The following is an 18,454-nucleotide window of genomic DNA, read 5'->3' on the forward strand; positions in this document are numbered from 1 at the left end:
TTATGTTATTTATCACGCATAAATAACATATTGTCAAATTGTTTTACGTAATGCTTCTACAAACATATAATACAAATATGATTTGTCAAGTCAATTATGTATTTAGACTTTATCAAGTAAATCGCCGCAACAGGGCTTCTCTGATCTTAACCAACTCTTTCGGATTTTCTATTAAATCCGTGGCGCTCCAGGCGTCTGCACAATATTTCTCCAAATACGCGTAAGGCAGATACCCATAGCCTTTATCCGCCCATTTAGCGCTCCAGGAATTCTTGAATTTAAAAAGCTTTTTAGCTTCATCGTAACCAACAATACAAATCGCGTGTCCCCCAACCGCCTTTTCATCGTGCTTAGGCAGTGGAATTAAACCGGTTTCTTCTGCTTTCCTGTTAAACCACCCCTTATACACTTCTACTCCTGCCAAAAATGGGCCGTTAACCATTAAACTCTGCTTCATTTCAATGGTATCCTTTATTCGCGCGTAGGCCTTAATGCGGTATTTCTTGGCGGATAAAGAAGCCCCTTTCTTGGGCTTATCAGACTGATGCGGGAAATACGGCCAAAAAATTTCCGGGCAGACGCCGTATTTTAAGAGCATCTTCATCGCCACCCTTGGGTATGTCCCCTCTTCATCAGGCGCGCCGTCAAATTTCTTGCAAAGCGAATAAATATACCGCGGGGACAATTCAATTAACTTGCGGTATTCCTTTTTATCTTCATATTCCTTAACTCCCACAACCGAAGCAAACGCCACGCAGGTGCCTTCATCCTTTTGGTCGCGCACCGGAGTCATTGCCGAAGTATAATCCACGCGCAAAGAAACCTTGATATCCGGCAAAATCATTCCCATGGGAATATCACGGGCGTCTTTAGGGTCTTTTTTACAACCAAGTGAATAGGTCATTTAATTTATCTGCGTATTTGACACCTTTTTGTTATATTTTTCGGAAATAACGGCTTAAACCAACGAAGCAAGAAATTTATCCGCGCTGATCACTCGAATGCCGTCTTTTATAAGGTCAATTCCTTCTTGCTTTACGACCTGATAGCTAAACGGGATTTTGAGTTTTTTGCTAAAGTATGCCAACGGAGTTGAAATATTGCCCTTAAACGAAGATTTTACTTCAACGCAAAACCACGGCTTTCCTTCAACGCTCACCAGAAAATCCACTTCCCGCTGTTCTTTATCGCGCAAATAATAAAGCTGGGCTTTATAGCCTTCAACGTCAAAAAGAAAATGGCAAAACTTTAACAGGTGTAAAGCAGCCATATTTTCAAATCTGACGCCTTCATCTTCAATCTGGGACCAATCCCAAAGATACAGTTTAGGCTCTTTCCTAAGAGATCTTATCACGGCACTGCGGAAAGGATATACCCTGAAATGATAATAGAACTTTTCAAGGATATCAACCCAAGAGGCTATAGTCTTGTGGGTAACGTTTAAGTCCTCGCGCAGTGAATTTAAGGAAAACAAAGAACCTGCCTTCCCGGGCAGAATTTCCGTTAGAATGTCCATTGCGGAGATGTCCCTGATACTTTCCACATCGCGGATGTCTTCCTTGACTAGTCTATCTATCCTCTCATTATGCCACCGGCGTAGTTGCCTCTCATCCTGTTTAATGAATACCTCTGGGAAACCGCCGAATTTAAGCAATTTCTTAAATATTTCCGCATGGCTGTCGTTATACCGCTGAAAATCAATCTCCTTAAAAGGAATATACTTCTTATCCCCGCCGGATAATTCCCCAAGGGATAATGGATGCAATCTATAAGAATGATACCGGCCAAGCAACGAATCCCCGCCTTTCTTATAGATATCAAGCCTGGCGCTGCCGGTTACAAGAATATGGAACTTTTCTTTATATTTATCGTGTTCACCTTTTAAATAATTTTTCCAGTTTCTGTATTTATGGATTTCATCAAAGATAAAAAGCCGCATCCCCGCAGGATATGCACCACGGAGAATAGTCTTTTTATCATCCCTGTTATCCCAATTTAAATATTCATACTTACCTTTAAAAAAACCATCACCAACCTGCTTGGCGAGCGTGGCTTTACCTACCTGCCGCGGGCCGGAGATAAAAACCATCTTATCCTTCAAATCCTCAAAAATACAGTCTTCCAAGTATCTTTTAAGCACGAAAGTCTCCTTTTATACTCTCTTACAAATTATACCAAAGTAGAAAATGTTATCAAGAATTTTCTACTCCAGCCCCATGGGAATATCGCGGTCGTCTTTGGGGTCTTTTTTACAACCAAGTGAATAGAGCATTTAACTTAGCCTTGATGTTGCTTTAAAAATAAAAACTCCTGATAATCCCATTGCCAAAACACCTGCGCCAGAAACCGCAACAATAATAAAACTTGGGCGGACAGAATAGCCAAACGCCAGCGCCCCAAAAAACACGGCTATCGCGTAAAAAATCAATGTTACTTTTTTATCAGACAAACCTAATCTTGCCAAACGGTGCGAAAGATGGTCTATCCCGCCTTTATATATCGGGCGGCGCTCTAACGCGCGGGTAATCGCCACAAAAAAAGTATCAAACAAAGGCACGATTAACACCATCACAGGGATAGCTACAACTTGGAATATATCTTTAGCGCTAAAGGCTGCAGATAAAGCAAGAACCGCCAAAGAATACCCTAAAAACATGCTTCCGGAATTACCCATGAATATTTTTGCCGGATTAAAATTATAAAAAAGAAAACCCAAAGCGCACCCGCAGATGATAAGCGCTATATAAACTTGCGCGCCCGGAAGCCACCCAAAAAGAACACCCGCCGCAAAGGAATACGCGGCCTGCCACAATATAAGCGCAAAGAATATGCCTGCTATAGCCGCAATCCCGCAAGCAAGCCCATCCATATTATCAAGCAAATTCAAGGCATTGGTTACTCCTGCCACCCACAACAGCAGGGCCAAAAAGATTACCCCAAAAAAATGCGCCCCTGACAGATTAAAATACCCGGAAAAGAAAAAAAATGCCAGCACGGAAATAAACTGCAGGGTAATTTTAAATAGCACGCTAAGGGAAAATTTATCATCCAATATGCCGGTCAAAAACATACCTGTTGCCCCCAGCAAAAATGGCATACCATCATACAAGTCCGGCCGGCATAAAATAAAATAGGAAGCTGCGAAACCTAAGAAAATCCCTGCTCCTCCCAACAAAGATGTAGGCTTTTTATTCCAGCGGTCATCCCTGGGCACAGCCACAATGCCAAGCCTAAAGGAAAATCTTAGGACCAGCGCAGTAGCAGCCAAAACGATAAAAAACGGAACCAATATATATGGTAATAAACTAAGCGCCATGGACATACTCTCTAACGCATTCCGGCAATACCGCTTTGATTTGGCGCATTTTAAAGCCCGTTGATTCCAGCTTCCGGCAGGACAAAACAAGATTTGTACGCACAAGGCCTAAACTTTTGAATTTAACTTTTTCGTATTGGAATTCTGGAAAATATTTCCGGTATTCATCAAGCAAATCCGGATAACAAAGCGCGCCCCGATTTACTACATTATAAACGCCATTACACTTACGCATGATTAGATGCTTCACCGCTTGAAGAAAATCCGGGATATAGGTGACGGAATTGGGCAGGTCTATTGCCTTGCGATAACCTATTAGCTTAGTTAAAAGATTACGCGGATCAGGTATATTATCTAAGGGAACCCTAATTCTTAATACTAAAAACGGGAACTGTTTCATTAACGCAAAAAGCGCGTTTTCAGAATAAATCTTACTGCGGCTGTAAAACAGATCCAGGAAATCAGGAGGACGATTTTCAGTTATAGGAATATTCTTCTTATAATCATAATGAAAAATACAGCCGCTACTTATATGCACCAGTTTTACTTTATGTCTTACTGCAGCCTCCGCTAGAATCAAAGGAACAAAAGTATTTGCTGAAAGCGTCTGATCTATATCCAATTCGCACTGGTCAACATTCCTGCCAACCTTGCCAATGCAATTAATAAGGACATCCGGCTTATAGCGGGCCAACTCTTGCGCAATATCCTGATAACAAGATATTCTTTTATCTGAAATAGGGCAATCCAGGGCATCTTGAAGCCTTTTTCCGATATAACCGTTACCGATAATAAGCGCTTTTTTTCTCATATTTTCAGGCTTGATAAATAGATTTTTATGTTAGCATTAAAACCTCCATGAAGCAAGCTTTTTTTAGCTATATTTATCGCACTTAATCTATTGTAGGACATAATCTTAAGCGTTATTTTCCTAAACGCAAAAAGGGCCGGCTTCTAATTACAGAAACCAGCCCTTTTTAATACTAAAAACCTTTAGCCTTATAGGCCTTTTTTAACCATAAATTCTGCTAAGTCCACTACCCGGTTGGAATAACCCCATTCGTTATCATACCAGGAAAGCACCTTAACAAAATTATCCTGTATTACTTTAGTGCTTAAGCCGTCCACAATAGAAGAAAGCAAGCAGTGGTTAAAATCAACAGAAACCACCGGGTCCATAGTAATGCCTAAAATCCCCTTCATTGCGCCATCACTAGCCTCTTTAAACGCGGCATTTAACTCTTCCGCGCTTACTTTTTTAAGCATGGAGCAGGTTAAATCCACAACTGATACATTAGGCGTGGGAACACGCATGGCAAATCCGTCCAGTTTTCCTTTTAATTCCGGAATAACAAGGCCGATGGCTTTAGCAGCCCCGGTTGAAGTAGGAATCATGGATACTGCGGCAGCTCGGGCACGGCGCAAGTCTGAATGCGCCATATCCTGAATCTTTTGGTCATTAGTATAGGAGTGAATCGTAGTCATCAAACCCTTTTCAATCCCCCATCTGTCATTCATTACCTTAGCAATAGGCCCAAGGCAATTCGTGGTGCAGGAAGCATTAGAAACTACATTGTGATTCTTAGGGTCGTATTTATCTTCATTAACCCCCATAACAATAGTAATATCTTCGCCTTCGGCTGGAGCGGAAATTATAACTTTTTTGGCCCCGCCTTTGGTAATATGGCTCTCCGCGCCCCTTACTTCCTTGCCTTTTTTATTTACCCCGTCTTTTTTAATTGTAAAAAGTCCGGTTGATTCAATTACGATATCAACCCCTAAGTCCTTCCAAGGAAGCTCTACCGGGTCTTTTTTCGCCAAAACTTTTATTACCTTTCCGTCCACTATAATTGAATCCTCGCCCGCTTTGACATCACCGTTAAAACGGCCGTGGACTGAATCATATTTAAAAAGATACGCGTTGGATTTGGCATCAGTCAAATCATTGACCGCGACAAGTTCAAGGCTGGTATTCTTTTTTTCCAAGATCGCCCGGGCCACCAAACGGCCTATCCTTCCGAAACCATTAATACCGACTTTCACTGCCATTTTGCTTTCCTCCTTATTAGTTGTATTTATTGTTTAAAATTAAACCGATTTTAAATATTGCGCGGCTGTCTCCGGCGAGGTTGCTACGTAGTAAAAACCTGTGCCCCATTCAAAACCAGCTACCCGCGTTAACTTAGGCATAAATTCCAAGTGCCAGTGATAACTTTCCACTTCAGAATCACCATTAATAGGAGAACTATGAACAATAAAGTTATACGATAAATTGGGAAATATTTTCTTAATCTTTGTAATTGTATCCTTTAATATCGCGCAGAATTCTGGCAACTCCTCCTGGGTCATCTGGCAAAAATGCCCCTTATGGTGCTTTGGCGTTATCCATATTTCAAAAGGGAACCGTGAAACAAACGGGCAAAAGCAAGCAAAATGCTTATTTTCCAGGATAATCCTTTGCTTATCCTCAAGCTCTTGACGGATAACATCGCAGAAAACACAACGCTCTCTGTAATCATAATATGCCTTCGCCCCTGACAACTCCTCCATAACGTTTTTAGGCACCATAGGAAGAGCTACGAGCTGCGTATGGGGATGCTCTAATGAGGCCCCTGCCGCCGGGCCATAGTTTCTAAAAAGCATGATATACTTGAAGCGGTGGTCATGAGTCAAATCATTAATCCTGTGGCAATACATGGCAATAATCCGCTCTATTTCCTCTTGGGAAAGATCACAAAGGTCCTTAGCGTGATAGGGTGTTTCTATCAAAACCTCATGCGCCCCAATGCCATTAGAAAGATCATAAATACCATTTCCTCTTCTATCCAAATCCCCTTCTATCTGCAGCGCCGGGAATTTATTCGGGATAACCCTTACCTGCCAACCTGAAGAATTCGGCTGGCTGTCCGGATAACGAAATGCCTCTATTTCCGCAGGGGTCTGATTTTCGTTGCCGTAGCAAAACGGGCAATTTCCGGGTTTCTGAATATACTGTTCATGGGCGTAATCTTCGGGCTTATGCGGTTTATCCGTCTCCACAATAACCCATCTTCCCACAATCGGATCTCTTCTTAATTGCGGCATTATACTTGCACCTCTCTTAAGAATTGGGCAGCGTTTTCAGGAGGAAGCGGACAGATATAAAAACCTGTCCCCCATTCAAAACCCGCCATACGCGTTAAGCGCGGCATAATTTCAATATGCCAGTGATAGTCGTTATCAATGCTTTTCCAATACCCGGTTTTCTGCCTGCGGAATGGAGCCGTATGGATAACATAGTTATACGGCGGGTCGTTCAAGCCTTTTTTAAGTTTGGATAAGACTATTTTTAAAATCCTGGCCAAATTAATGCGCTCATGCATATCCAAATTAACAAAATCACAGGAATGCTTTTTAGGCAAAATCCAAATCTCAAAAGGAAACCTCGCGGCAAAAGGCGCAACCGCGATAAAACCGTCAAAATCAAGGATCAGCCGGTCTTTCGCCTCCAGCTCTTGCTTTATTAAATCACAGAAAACACAGCGCTCGTGATAATCATAATACTTCCTTGCCCCGACCAATTCTTCTTTTACCCTTTTCGGGTTAACCGGAGTAGCGATCAACTGCGAACGCGAATGTTTTATCCTTCCGGCGCCGGCTACCCATCCGTAATTCTTAAAAACCAAAACATATTTCAAGCGGGTGTCTTTTTCAAGATCATTGACCCGGTTTATATAAGTTTGGATAACTTTAGCAATCTGATCCTCGGGCAGGTCAGCGATATTGGCAATATGCTGATTGGTTTCTATGACTACTTCGTGGGCCCCGGTGGCATTCATTAAATCATACATGCCTTTACCGCGGCGGTCTAAATCTCCCTCAATGCGCAAGAAAGGCGTGATGCTGGGAACAACGCGCACATCCCATCCCGGGGTGTTAGGGTTTGAGTTTTTATAACGAATAGAGCATATTTCCGCAGGGGTGTGAGATTCCTGGCCTTCGCAAAAAGGACAAGGCTCTTCCGGATGAGAATCGGAAACAGTGCTTGTAAACTGATCCGGACGCCTTGAGCGTTCGGTGGCAATAATCACCCATCTTCCTAATACAGGATCTTTTCTTAGTTCTGGCATAGTTTTTTTATTATAGCATAGCTATCGCTAAATGCAACGAAATATTTATGTTACGCTAAAAATATCCCCAACAATAAGCTTGTGCCCAGCTGTAAATTCTGCAGAACTCATAAGCCTCTTGCCTTCTGGCTTAAGCTTCTTGATCAAAAGGCATCCCATGCCGCATTTTACCAAAATCCCGTCTTTGGTTATAGCTTCTACTGCCCCAAAAGCTAAATCCGCTCTTTTAGATACGCAATGAACGGCTTGGGCTTGCTCAATTTTCAATAAATGGCCCTTAAGATAAGTAAAAGCTGTTGGCCAGGGAAGGCAACCGCGGATCAGATGGCTTATTTCTTCAGCAGATTTCTCCCAATTTATCTGCCCATGGCTTTTTTTTAATTTCGGGGCATAGCTGGCTTTTTTATCATCCTGCGGCAGAAGATCGTATTTACCCGAAGAAATCAAATCTAACGCGCGCGACAAAAGCCTTGAGCCTTCCAGGGAAAGCTTTTCACTTAAACTCATGGCGTTATCTGAATCTAAGATCTTGATTTCTTGCTTAAGGATCACGGGGCCGGAATCCATTTTAAGGGTGATTTTCATCACTGTAACCCCTGTTGTTCTCTCCTGGTTAATGATCGCCCAGTTAATTGGCGCAGCTCCGCGATATGCGGGAAGAAGAGAAGCGTGTAAATTAATCGGCATTACCTTAGGGATATCCAGTATTTCCTGGCTTAATATTTGGCCGTAGGCAATAACAATAAAAAGATCGGCTTTTTTAGACTTAAGCAAACTTACGGATTCCGCGGCATTGATGTCTTCGGGAGAAAAAACCTCTATTGCGCGCTCTATCGCCGCCTGCTTAACTGCCACAGGCGAAATTTTCTGTCCTCTGCCTTTTTTTCTGTCCGGCTGGGTGACCACGCAGGAAATTTCATGCTTAGAGTCAATAAGCATTTCTAAAGATGGGACGGCAAATCCAGCGCTTCCTAGAAAAATAATACGCATATACAAGTTAACTGTTAAATGTTGTACTGCTAGCGTAAAAATAAAAGTGTAAAGTGTAAAACTACAGTGCAAAATTCAAAGCTTTAAGTTTTAAGCTATAGCTTTACATTTTTCGCTTTACACTTTACGCTATATCCATATCTACTGTTACTATTATACCTGAATGCTTGAAACTTTTAAGATTTTTCTTCAACAGCGCGGTCGCCTTATAAGGGTCGTCGGCCTTAAACAATACCTGCCAATGGTAATTGCCCCGCAATTTTATATTGGGCACATTAGTCGAAGAAACAACTTCTATTGTTTCGCCTGCCTGTTTTAGCATGCCAGATAAATCCTCTCCTGCTTGTTTAACCTTATCCTGAAGCTTACCTCTTAATTTAACCGCTGCAAAATGCCGGTAAGGAGGAAAATCCATATCCTTTCTTTCTGCCAACTCATGCTCCATGAACATCCCAAAATCTTTATTCTGGATGGCTTTATAACAAAAATTTCCCGGCAATGAAGTCGGGACTATTAAATCCTTGTCAGTCATGGTTAGAAGCCCTGCTAAAATCCTAAAGGCCTTTTCTTTAGAACGAAAATCCAGTTGGTTAAGTATGCTGTCCATCTGCAAAGCTACCGTAAAGGCGAACCTGCCCGCAGAATGGCGCGTAATAACTTCGGTAGAAAGTACAATATCTTCGGATAAATTTTCATCGGGATCCAATCTTTCACATAATCTGATCTTGGCTTTGGGGAATATCCTGGATAGCTCACTTTCGATCTTTTCAAGGCCAAATCCCCGATATCGGATATAGCTGGATTTGCAGGCTTCACAGACTCCCGGAACAGCGATCTTGTAAACACAATGATGGCACTTCAGGATATTTTCTTTAAAATGCAGCACTAAGTTCGTCTGGCAACGAGGGCACTTGATTACCCTGCCGCAATTCGGGCAAAAGGCAAAGGTAGCAAAACCTTTGCGATCCAGAAAAATAAGCACCTTTTCTTTTCTGTCAAGATGGTTAGCTATAAGATCTAAAATATAACGGGCAAAAATAGGATGCTTAATACGGCTGTAATCTGAAAGATTGCGCGTATCAAATATCTTAACCTGGGTTTTAACCGAAGAAAGATCTGATAAAACACGGTATTTTATTTGCCCCTGTTGGCACAAGAAATAACTTTCTAAAGAAACCACCCGGCTTGATAAAATAACCTTCGCGCCCTGGATCTTCGCGCGCATCAGGCTTACCCCGACAGCATGGTAATGCGGAACCTGATCCTGCTTATAGGAAAAATCCTGCTCTTCATCAACGATAATAAGCCCTAAATTATCAACCGGGGCAAAACACGCGGATCTTACCCCGACGACAAGCTTGACCTTGCCCTCTTTGACCCTGATCCAATCCTTAAGCTGGCCGGGTTTGTTACGGCAGGAAACCACAAATTCATCGTTTATATTGGCTTTTATTAGCTTTGCGGCAAGCTCTAACGCCTGCATATCCGGCACAAGAAAGATTACCCCTCTTGCTTCTTGTAATTTATTTCTCATCTCTGCGAAATAAACCTCCCAGCGCTTTTGCCCTGTCATATCCAATAAAAGTTCTGCCTGAAACTGATCAGGATTTTGCGGTTTACGCAGAATATCAACAAAATCAACGCTTCTTCCTTTTCTTATCTCCTGCGGCAGGCTTGTATCAATGGCCTCTCCCCAAGAACAGCAATAATAATCAGCGATCTTGCGGGCTAAAAGAAGGCCGCCCTGATCTAGAATGGGCTTTTTGTCAAGTAGGCATTTTATCGGCTTTATATTCGGTATGCTGGAAACTGAAGACAAGCCCACAACATAACCTAAAGCCTTCTTGCCGCGCAACTCTACCCAGACCCTTGAACCAATGCTTATTTGCGCGCGCAAATCTTCAGGCACCAGATAATCAAACGGGCCTTCAATAGCCAAAGGGAAAACTATTTTCGCGTAAGAATTATTTTTCACTTATTGATCAGGTTGTTAATGTTTTGCAAGGGGTTGGTTTTTTTGAAAAAACGGATATTACTTCTTACCTGTTCTAATTTTTGCGGGTTTTGGATATACTCAAGAGTTTTTTCCTTTGCCTCTTGGGGGGTTTTAGCAAAAAAACCTATTCCCTGCTCCATAAGTATGCGGGCGTTAGCTTCTTCCTGGCCGGGAATAGCGCAAATAAAAATAGGCGCCAGGTCCATCGCCAATAATTCGGAGACGCTTAAGCCGCCGGGCTTGGTTATGATAATATCGGAAGAGGCCATCAATTCTTCCATGTTATCCACAAAAGCGTAAACTTTTACTTGAGGATAATTAAGCCTAAGCATTCTTTTATAAAGCTTCTTATTTCGGGCGCAGACAAGAATAATTTGCGCGTGATCTTTTAAAGCTGTTGTTATCTCTTCTAAGGGGCCGATGCCAAACGAACCGGTTGCCAATAAAACGGTGAATTTATTCTTATCAAGCCCGATTTTCTGGCGCAGAAGCTGTTTGTTGAAACTTGCTTCAAACTTTACGTCAACCGGAATGCCGTAAACTAAAATCGATTTATCGGGGATGCCCTCTTCAATCAAAATATCCTTTGTTTTTTCTGAAGCAACCCAATAATAATCTATGCCGTTGGCCAGCCAAAACGAATGCACGCCAAAATCCGTAATCACGGTAACAACTTTAGAATTGATCAAACCGTTGGATTTTAAGATTCCGGATACTTCCGACGACAAGAAATGCGTGGAAATAATCAAATCCGGATTTTCTCTAATCAAAAATTCCCTGAATTTAACCGTATTAATATGATTTAATATCACCGCCGGCTTGCGCAAGATCTTGCGCGAAACTGCCGAAGAAGTCGCCCCAAAAAGAAACCCCCAGATAGCTGTGGCGTGATTAACTAGAAAAGTGTAACCGGTATGATAGGAAAACCTAAATAACCATGAACAGTATTCCAAAGAATCAACGATTTTAACTTGGGCGTCTTTATGGTTATTGCGCAAATAATTAAAGATGGCTTCCGCGGCTTTCCTATGCCCGCCTCCGGCAGAAGAATGCAATACCAGGATCTTCACTTTGCGCCTTCTTTCAGGATAATTTCTACTGCCTTGGGCAGATCTAAAGCAGTAAAATCAGGCTGGATATGCCAGTTGGGCTTATTATCTTGTTTTTCTTTTCCGGAAAAAACCAGAATAGTTTTTACCCCGGAGGATTTCCCGGTTTCTATATCCCGGATGGTATCGCCGACAAAATAGCTTTTGGATAGATCAAGCTGCTTGCCATAATTAGCCATGCGCGCTACTGCCATATGCACAAGCCCGTTTTTGGGCTTGCGGCAGTTGCAATTGGCTTCATTGGTATGCGTGCAATAGTAAACCTGATCAATAACCGCGCCATCTTTTTTCAAAAGTTCTTCCATCCCGCAGGTGATCGCATCTAATGTACCTTGGGAATAGATCCCTTTTCCTACTCCGGCCTGATTAGAAACTACAAACACCTTGAACCCCGCGGCATTTAATTTGTTTATTGCCTGGCCTGCCCCGGGTAAAAGATGGAATTCTTCGGGAGAGGTAACATATTTAAAATCTCCCGGATACTGATTGATCACTCCGTCGCGATCCAGAAATACCGCCTTTATCTTCATCTATCAAATCACCTCTTTTATGGTGCCTACAACTTTTTTAACTTGGCTTTGTGTGATGTAAGGATAAAGCGGCAAAGACAAAACCCTCTCTGATAGTTTCTCGGAAACCGGAAAATCACCCTTTTTATATCCTAAACCCTCATATGCTTTCTGAAGATGCACTGGAATAGGATAATGCACAATAACCCCGATCCCCTTTTCGGATAAATACTTACTCAGCTTATCTCTGGAATGAGATTGCACCGCGTAAACATGATAAACATGCCTGCTGTTTTCCTGCGCAAAAGGAGTAGTTATGCCGTCAATGCCGGAAAGCAATTTATTATACCAGCCTGCCGCTTTGATGCGCCAATTATTCCACTCTTGCAGCTTTCTTAGCTTGTAACGCAATATTCCGGCCTGCAAAGTATCCAAGCGGGAATTGTAACCTACCATTACATGCTCATATTTAGACGCTCGCCCATAATCGCGCAGCATGTTCAATTTATCGTAAATCTGCTTGCTATTAGTAGTAATCGCTCCGCCATCTCCTAAGGCCCCTAAATTCTTAGAGGGATAAAAACTAAAACACCCGATATCGCCAATACTGCCGCAGAGATGTTTTTTACCGTCAGGCATAAGCATATTTGCGCCATGCGCTTGTGCTGTATCCTCAATAACTTTTAAGTTATATTTACCGGCGATACGCATAATCTGCGGCATACAAGCCGGTTGGCCGTATAAATGCACCGGGATTACGGCTTTAGTCTTTGGAGTAATCGCTTTTTCCAAAAGCGATGGATTTAAATTATAAGTTTTTTCGTCAACATCAACAAAAACAGGCCTTGCGCCGGTGTAAGAAACCGCTAAAGCGGTAGCAATATAAGTAAAAGCAGGCACGATCACCTCATCGCCGTCTTTTATGCCCAAAGCGCTTAACGCCAAAAATAAAGCTGCCGTGCCGGAACTAACCCCCACACAATAATCAGAGCCACAAAACTTTGCAAACTCCTGCTCAAAAAGCTTCACATCTTCGCCTAAGATAAAATCTCCTCTGGCGATAACTTTTTCTACTGATCTTAAGATATCTTTCTTAAGCTTCTTATGCTGCAGGCCTAAATCAACAAGCGCAATCTTCACCAAATCCTCCTCAAGTTTTCAAAAACCTCATCTGGTTTAATATTCGTTAAGCATTTTAAGTTGTGCTGACAATCTTCTATGCGAAAATCACGGTAACAGGGACGGCAGGGAACTTGAGCTTTTACCACGCGGTATTTCTCCGAAGCCGGATACGGCCCATAAACACGCTCGTCAACTGGCCCAAATATTGATACCGCGGGAATATTTAATGCCCTTGCCATATGCAAGATCCCTCCGTCTGTCGCGATAACCGCGCGCGATAGATTGATTACCGCAGCTAACTGCCGCAAAGTTGTCTTGCCGCAAAGATTAACTACGGGATTTGATAAAAGTTTTTCTATTCTTTCAGCAACCTTTTCTTCTGAAACATCACCGATTAAAACCACTTCTGCTTTTAAACCACTTACCAACCTGTCTATTAATTCAGCGAAATTTTCTTCAGGCCATTGCTTTAAATAGGCTCTCTTGCCCCAACTTGCCCCTGAGGAAACGGCAATTGCCGCAAGAGGGGCTTTTGCGGCGTTAGAAATAAGCTTCTTGGCAACCTTAGTATCTTCGTCATTTACAAATAGATCCAAATGATTGTCATCGGGCTTAACGCCCACAAACTTTAATAATTGCGCGTACCACTCTGCCGCATGCAAAGCATCATAACCTTGGATTTTAATCTTATCAGTTAAAAACCTGCCTCTATTCTTATAATCAAACCCGATTCGTTTAGGCACTCCCAACATTTTAAGCAACAGGCTGTAACGATAGTCCAATGAAAAATCAAAAACGCATTCAAAATGCTTCTTTCTGATCAGCCGGCATAAAGAAAATAGGCTTTTTATGCCATTCAAAAAAGAAGCGTGGAAGATCTTTTTTAAATCTCCCCGGGAGCAAGCAATGATATCATCAATATTGGGATTAAGCTCTAAGATTTCTTTTACTCTTTGGTTGCACCAATATGTAATACGGCTATCGGGAAAACCAGAGCGTAAATTACGCGCCAATCCAGTGGTAAACAAAACATCGCCTATCCCGAAAGGGTTAACTATCAAGATATTCTTCATCTTTTAAAATCATCCTGGAAACGCTTGATATCATCTTCTTCAAGATATGCCCCGGTCTGCACTTCCACGATTTTAAGCGGGCAGTTCTGCGGATTTTCCAAACGATGTTTAACGCCTTTGGGGATATAAATACTTTGATTGCTTCTTACGATGCGCACGGCGCTATCGCTTGTAACTTTGGCAACTCCTGAAACAACCACCCAATGCTCTGCCCTGTGCTTATGGCTTTGCAAACTCAAACGTTTTTTAGCAGAGATCTCAATAAGCTTAATCTTAAAACCGGCGGCGCCATGCAAAACAGTATACTCTCCCCATGGCCTCTTATCGGTCAGATGAGCGATATGCTCGTTGCGCCCTTTCTTTTGCAGGCTATCAACGACTTTCTTTACATCTTCAGCCTTATTTCTGTCGCAGATAAGAAGCGCATCTGGGGTATCGGCGATAATTAAATTCTCCAGGCCTATGGTAGAGATCAGGCGGTTGCTGCGGCTAAAAACACAAATACCGCGGCTGTCAAAATCCATACAATCAGCCTGATAGATATTGCCTTTTTTATTTTTCTGAAAGACCTGCTGCAATGCGTCCCAACTGCCTAAATCCGTCCAGGAAAATTCAGCCTTAACTAAAGCGATATTTTTGGCATGCTCCATGATCCCATAATCCACAGAAACCGGATGAATTTCTCCCCAATAAACTGCAATATCTTCTTGAGAATTTATTTTCTCAAGTGTTTTGTGCAAACCAGGCAAATATCTCTTGATTTGTTCATAAAAAACTTGCGCCTTCCAAACAAAAATCCCGCTATTCCAAAAGAATCGTTTATCCTTAAAATATATTTTCGCTTTATCTAAAGGCGGCTTCTCCAGAAATTTCTCCACCTTATAAAGCTGACGGCTGATAGCTGATAGCTGATAGCTGACCTTTATGTACCCGTATCCGGCCGCCGGATATTTAGGCTTAATGCCGATAGTAACCAAAAAGTCTTTTCTTGCCGCTTCTAAAGCCTGTTTAATGGTAAATTTAAATCCATTCATCCCGGATATATAATGATCTGCCGGTAAAACAATCAAATTAGCGTTTTTATCCTTTGCCAAAATAAGCTTGGCGCATAATCCTATTGCGGAAGCGGTATTCTTTCCTTGCGGCTCAAGAATAATGTTCTGCGGGAGCATCTTAAATTTCTCAAGCTGGCGTCTAACCTCATAACCATAAGCCTTATTAGTGACAATATATATATTTTCCGCCGGAACAATACCATTCAGGCGTAAAACCGTAGCCTGAATAAGGCTTTTGTCGCCTATAATCTGCATAAATTGTTTAGGCTCAAGCTGCCGGCTAAACGGCCAAAAACGGCTTCCTACCCCTCCAGCAAGTATCACGGCGTAATTCATATTTTTAGAAACTCCTTTGCCTTGTTTAAAACATCTTCCACGCTTATATCTTGCAATGATTTCGCCTCCAACACAGCGCTGCGGCTTGCTCTGGGGCCCCAACGAAGCGGGCATTTCCCGGGAATATCATTGCGAAAAATAGCTATTGTGGGAGTATCCACACAGGAAGCAAGATGCACCGGCCCGCTATCCCCTGATATAAGAAGGCTGCTTTTCTTTAATATCCCGGCTAACTGCGGCAGGGTAGTTTTTCCTGTGTAATCAAAAACCTTTTGCTTATCAAGCCCAAAAAATACTCTTTCTGCCTCTTGAAGCTGTTCTTTGCCGCCAACTATAATTATAGGCAAATTACAACACTTAAGCAACCGTTCAATAAGTCCACGAAAATTTTCAAGCGGCCATTGCTTAACCTGATCGCTTGTCCAGGGATGCACTACTATTCCGGATAAAAACCCATCTGCCTGTTTTGTGTCAATATTAAGGGACAAGCGCTTATCAAAATCTTTTATCCCCAAGACCGAAACCAGCTCAAGGTTAGAATCAATCTCATGCTTATTGCCAGCGTGTTTTTGATCAGAAGCCTTATGGGTTAAGAAAAAATCCCACTTACGCTTCCAACCCAAACGAACCTTTGCTGCGGATAAAAAAGAAATAAGATGCGCCTGCTTTGAAGGATTAAACACCGCAAAAACTCCTATTCTTTTGCGGCGCAATTCTCTTGAGAAAGACAAAACTTCGGCCAGAGAATGTTTTCTGTTCTCCCAGATTAAAACCTCATCTACACCGGGAATAAATCTTGCTATATCCGCAACAACAGTATCGACTGCTAAAATAAGCTTAAATCCCGGGAACAATTGTTTTAGCGCCCTAAACGCCGGGATGCTTAATAGAAACTCGCCAAAACGATCATTGCGCAAACAAATAATATTAGGCACAAGAAATCCTTCTTAAACTTAAAAGAAGCCCGCACAAATACCAAAAGATAAGCGCTACACGGGCATAATAAAGGCTGCTTTCAGTCAAGCCATTCACAAGAAACGCGATGACGCATGCGGTCAATGACAAACAAATAACTTTCAGGTAATCATCTTTGAGGCAAGAAAAAGTTGATTTTGCCTCTTTAAAAACAGCGAATATAAACCAGAGAAAAACCGCCAACCCCGCCAACCCCACCTCAACAGCCATATGCAGAAAATTGTTATGCGCGTAAATATAATCTATGGTCTCAACCCCTCTGTATGCCGGTACAGTATATTTATAGCCCTTATAATCTTTCATATATGTATTGGCGCCAAAACCAATAACCGGATGGTCTTTTATCATTTCTATAGAGCGCTTATATATAGTGACCCTATCATCATTGCACATGAATCTTAAGGGATTGTAATCAACTTCTTTGGCCCACTTCTTAACTGAAAGCGGTAACATTAACGGCGCCAATACGGTAAATACAGCTAAGAAAATAATAAGTTTTTTATTTTTTCTCGCGATAGCAAAAAACCATAAAACAACATATATGGCTAACAGCGTCGGCCTTGAGTATGTTAAAGCAATGCCTAAGACGCCTAGAATCGAAACTATAACCAAAGAAACCCTCTTTAGGCCTTTATGATAGAAGAATGCCCCGCCTAAAACAGCCGGGACAAGCGCGCTCAGATAAATCCCCAGCGTATTCGCGTCGCCAAAAGATGAAGTCGCGCGCAAAAGCCCGATATTAAGTATAACATCAGTGCCCCTAATAAAATCTTTTCCCGAATAAACCTGCCAAAACTCATTAGCGCATGTCAAAATTATCCCGGCGCAAAACGATAAAATTATGCGGCTTAAGTGTTTCTTATCCTGGACGGAATAATAAACGGCGTATAAAACTAAAATATATTCTAAAAGCCGCAGGATGCCGCCTCTTAAAGTATCTTTAATGCTTACTGAATGCAATATGGATACACAGGTTAGCAGGAAGAAAATCGCAAGCGGCAAGTTTATCGAAAGCCTCGGGAAAAAACTTTCCCGATCAAGAAGTTTTTTCAGCAAAAAACCCGATAATAAAATGCCCATAAACACATTCGTGGGAGCCTGGTTTATCGCCATAAAAAACGGAATAGCGATAATTGAATAATACACCATAAAAAAAGCTGTTTTCTTTGCCAAGTCCATAAGCTTCACCCCGTTATTCTGTATTTTATTAAATAAAATATCGCCCACAATCCATCATGCCAGCGTATCTTCTTGCCCTCTTTATATGTCCTGGGAAAATACTGTACCGCCACTTCCGATATCTTCAGTTTCTTCTTAAGCGCCTTGCAGATCATTTCCACATCAAAATCAAAACCCGTGGCCTTTAAGCTTAAAGAACTGAATACTTCTTTTCTGGCGATTTTGTAACAGGTGGCATAGTCATTAAGATTGCTTCCAAAAAGAAAATTCAGCAGTCCGGTCAAGAACCGGTTCCCCAGGCGATGCACATGCAACCCTGAATGGCCTTGCGTAAATCTTGCCCCCAAGACAATATCAGCGTTAGTCTGTTTTATCTGCTGAATAAGCTTAAAATAATCCGCCGGGTCATATTCCAGATCCGCGTCCTGGATAATCACGAATTCTCCCTGCGCGTGAGACAAACCAGTCAAAACGGCTTGCCCCTTGCCGCGGTTATTCGCGTGATGAATAACCTGCAGTTCAGGATATTTTATTTCGTTTAACACCTTGTGCGTATTGTCTGTTGAGCCGTCATCAACCGCGATGATTTCCTTATCCATAGGCAGTTGATTGATTTTATCCAGGATTTGCCTAACAGTGGCTGACTCATTATACACCGGGACTATAACTGACAGGTATGGCATAT

17 protein-coding genes are annotated in these 18,454 nt (G+C 42.1%); all 17 read right to left on the minus strand.

Annotated features, from left to right (window positions below):
- Positions 1-112: 112 nt before the first annotated feature.
- Positions 113-904 (minus strand): C1 family peptidase, encoded by a 792-nt coding sequence (locus tag MUF05_03115; protein MCU0666066.1) that lies wholly within the window; start codon positions 902-904, stop codon positions 113-115.
- A gap of 54 nt (positions 905-958) precedes the next feature.
- A complete protein-coding gene (locus MUF05_03120; GenBank protein MCU0666067.1) occupies positions 959-2,140 on the minus strand; it encodes an ATP-binding protein in 1,182 nt (393 codons plus the stop codon).
- A 132-nt stretch (positions 2,141-2,272) separates the two neighbouring features.
- Entirely contained in the window at positions 2,273-3,316 is a 1,044-nt protein-coding gene (locus MUF05_03125; GenBank protein MCU0666068.1) for an undecaprenyl/decaprenyl-phosphate alpha-N-acetylglucosaminyl 1-phosphate transferase, read from the minus strand.
- Positions 3,306-4,127: a sugar nucleotide-binding protein gene (locus tag MUF05_03130; GenBank protein MCU0666069.1), complete on the minus strand. Its 822-nt coding sequence runs from the start codon at positions 4,125-4,127 to the stop codon at positions 3,306-3,308. The genes MUF05_03125 and MUF05_03130 overlap by 11 nt, the downstream gene beginning before the upstream one ends.
- Before the next feature lie 188 nt (positions 4,128-4,315).
- A complete protein-coding gene (gap, locus tag MUF05_03135; protein ID MCU0666070.1) occupies positions 4,316-5,365 on the minus strand; it encodes a type I glyceraldehyde-3-phosphate dehydrogenase in 1,050 nt (349 codons plus the stop codon).
- 39 nt (positions 5,366-5,404) lie between these two features.
- On the minus strand, positions 5,405-6,400 hold the full coding sequence (gene galT, locus MUF05_03140; protein MCU0666071.1) for a galactose-1-phosphate uridylyltransferase: 996 nt from the start codon (positions 6,398-6,400) through the stop codon (positions 5,405-5,407).
- Complete coding sequence (locus MUF05_03145) at positions 6,400-7,425, minus strand: DUF4931 domain-containing protein (GenBank protein ID MCU0666072.1); 1,026 nt, start codon at positions 7,423-7,425, stop codon at positions 6,400-6,402. Before MUF05_03145 ends, galT begins: the two co-directional genes overlap by 1 nt.
- Before the next feature lie 45 nt (positions 7,426-7,470).
- Entirely contained in the window at positions 7,471-8,415 is a 945-nt protein-coding gene (gene fmt / locus MUF05_03150; GenBank protein MCU0666073.1) for a methionyl-tRNA formyltransferase, read from the minus strand.
- Positions 8,416-8,539: 124 nt separating this feature from the next.
- Positions 8,540-10,390 (minus strand): primosomal protein N', encoded by a 1,851-nt coding sequence (priA, locus tag MUF05_03155; GenBank protein ID MCU0666074.1) that lies wholly within the window; start codon positions 10,388-10,390, stop codon positions 8,540-8,542.
- Positions 10,387-11,481 (minus strand): hypothetical protein, encoded by a 1,095-nt coding sequence (locus MUF05_03160; GenBank protein ID MCU0666075.1) that lies wholly within the window; start codon positions 11,479-11,481, stop codon positions 10,387-10,389. Before MUF05_03160 ends, priA begins: the two co-directional genes overlap by 4 nt.
- Positions 11,478-12,050, minus strand: coding sequence for an HAD family hydrolase (locus MUF05_03165; GenBank protein MCU0666076.1), 573 nt, complete (start codon positions 12,048-12,050; stop codon positions 11,478-11,480). Before MUF05_03165 ends, MUF05_03160 begins: the two co-directional genes overlap by 4 nt.
- A 3-nt stretch (positions 12,051-12,053) precedes the next feature.
- The gene (locus tag MUF05_03170; protein ID MCU0666077.1) at positions 12,054-13,169 is read right to left on the minus strand and encodes a DegT/DnrJ/EryC1/StrS family aminotransferase; all 1,116 of its coding nucleotides are present in this window, start codon (positions 13,167-13,169) and stop codon (positions 12,054-12,056) included.
- Entirely contained in the window at positions 13,166-14,224 is a 1,059-nt protein-coding gene (waaF, locus tag MUF05_03175; protein MCU0666078.1) for a lipopolysaccharide heptosyltransferase II, read from the minus strand. Before waaF ends, MUF05_03170 begins: the two co-directional genes overlap by 4 nt.
- Positions 14,221-15,615, minus strand: a complete 1,395-nt coding sequence (locus MUF05_03180; protein ID MCU0666079.1) for a mannose-1-phosphate guanylyltransferase/mannose-6-phosphate isomerase — start codon at positions 15,613-15,615, stop codon at positions 14,221-14,223. The genes waaF and MUF05_03180 overlap by 4 nt, the downstream gene beginning before the upstream one ends.
- Positions 15,612-16,550, minus strand: a complete 939-nt coding sequence (locus tag MUF05_03185; protein MCU0666080.1) for a glycosyltransferase family 9 protein — start codon at positions 16,548-16,550, stop codon at positions 15,612-15,614. Before MUF05_03185 ends, MUF05_03180 begins: the two co-directional genes overlap by 4 nt.
- The gene (locus tag MUF05_03190) at positions 16,543-17,817 is read right to left on the minus strand and encodes an O-antigen ligase family protein (protein MCU0666081.1); all 1,275 of its coding nucleotides are present in this window, start codon (positions 17,815-17,817) and stop codon (positions 16,543-16,545) included. Before MUF05_03190 ends, MUF05_03185 begins: the two co-directional genes overlap by 8 nt.
- Positions 17,775-18,452, minus strand: coding sequence for a glycosyltransferase family 2 protein (locus MUF05_03195; GenBank protein MCU0666082.1), 678 nt, complete (start codon positions 18,450-18,452; stop codon positions 17,775-17,777). The genes MUF05_03190 and MUF05_03195 overlap by 43 nt, the downstream gene beginning before the upstream one ends.
- Positions 18,453-18,454: the final 2 nt, after the last annotated feature.

This window comes from Candidatus Omnitrophota bacterium (assembly GCA_025453395.1).
In the GTDB taxonomy this organism is placed as follows: Bacteria; Omnitrophota; Gorgyraeia; order Gygaellales; family Profunditerraquicolaceae; genus JAlOQK01.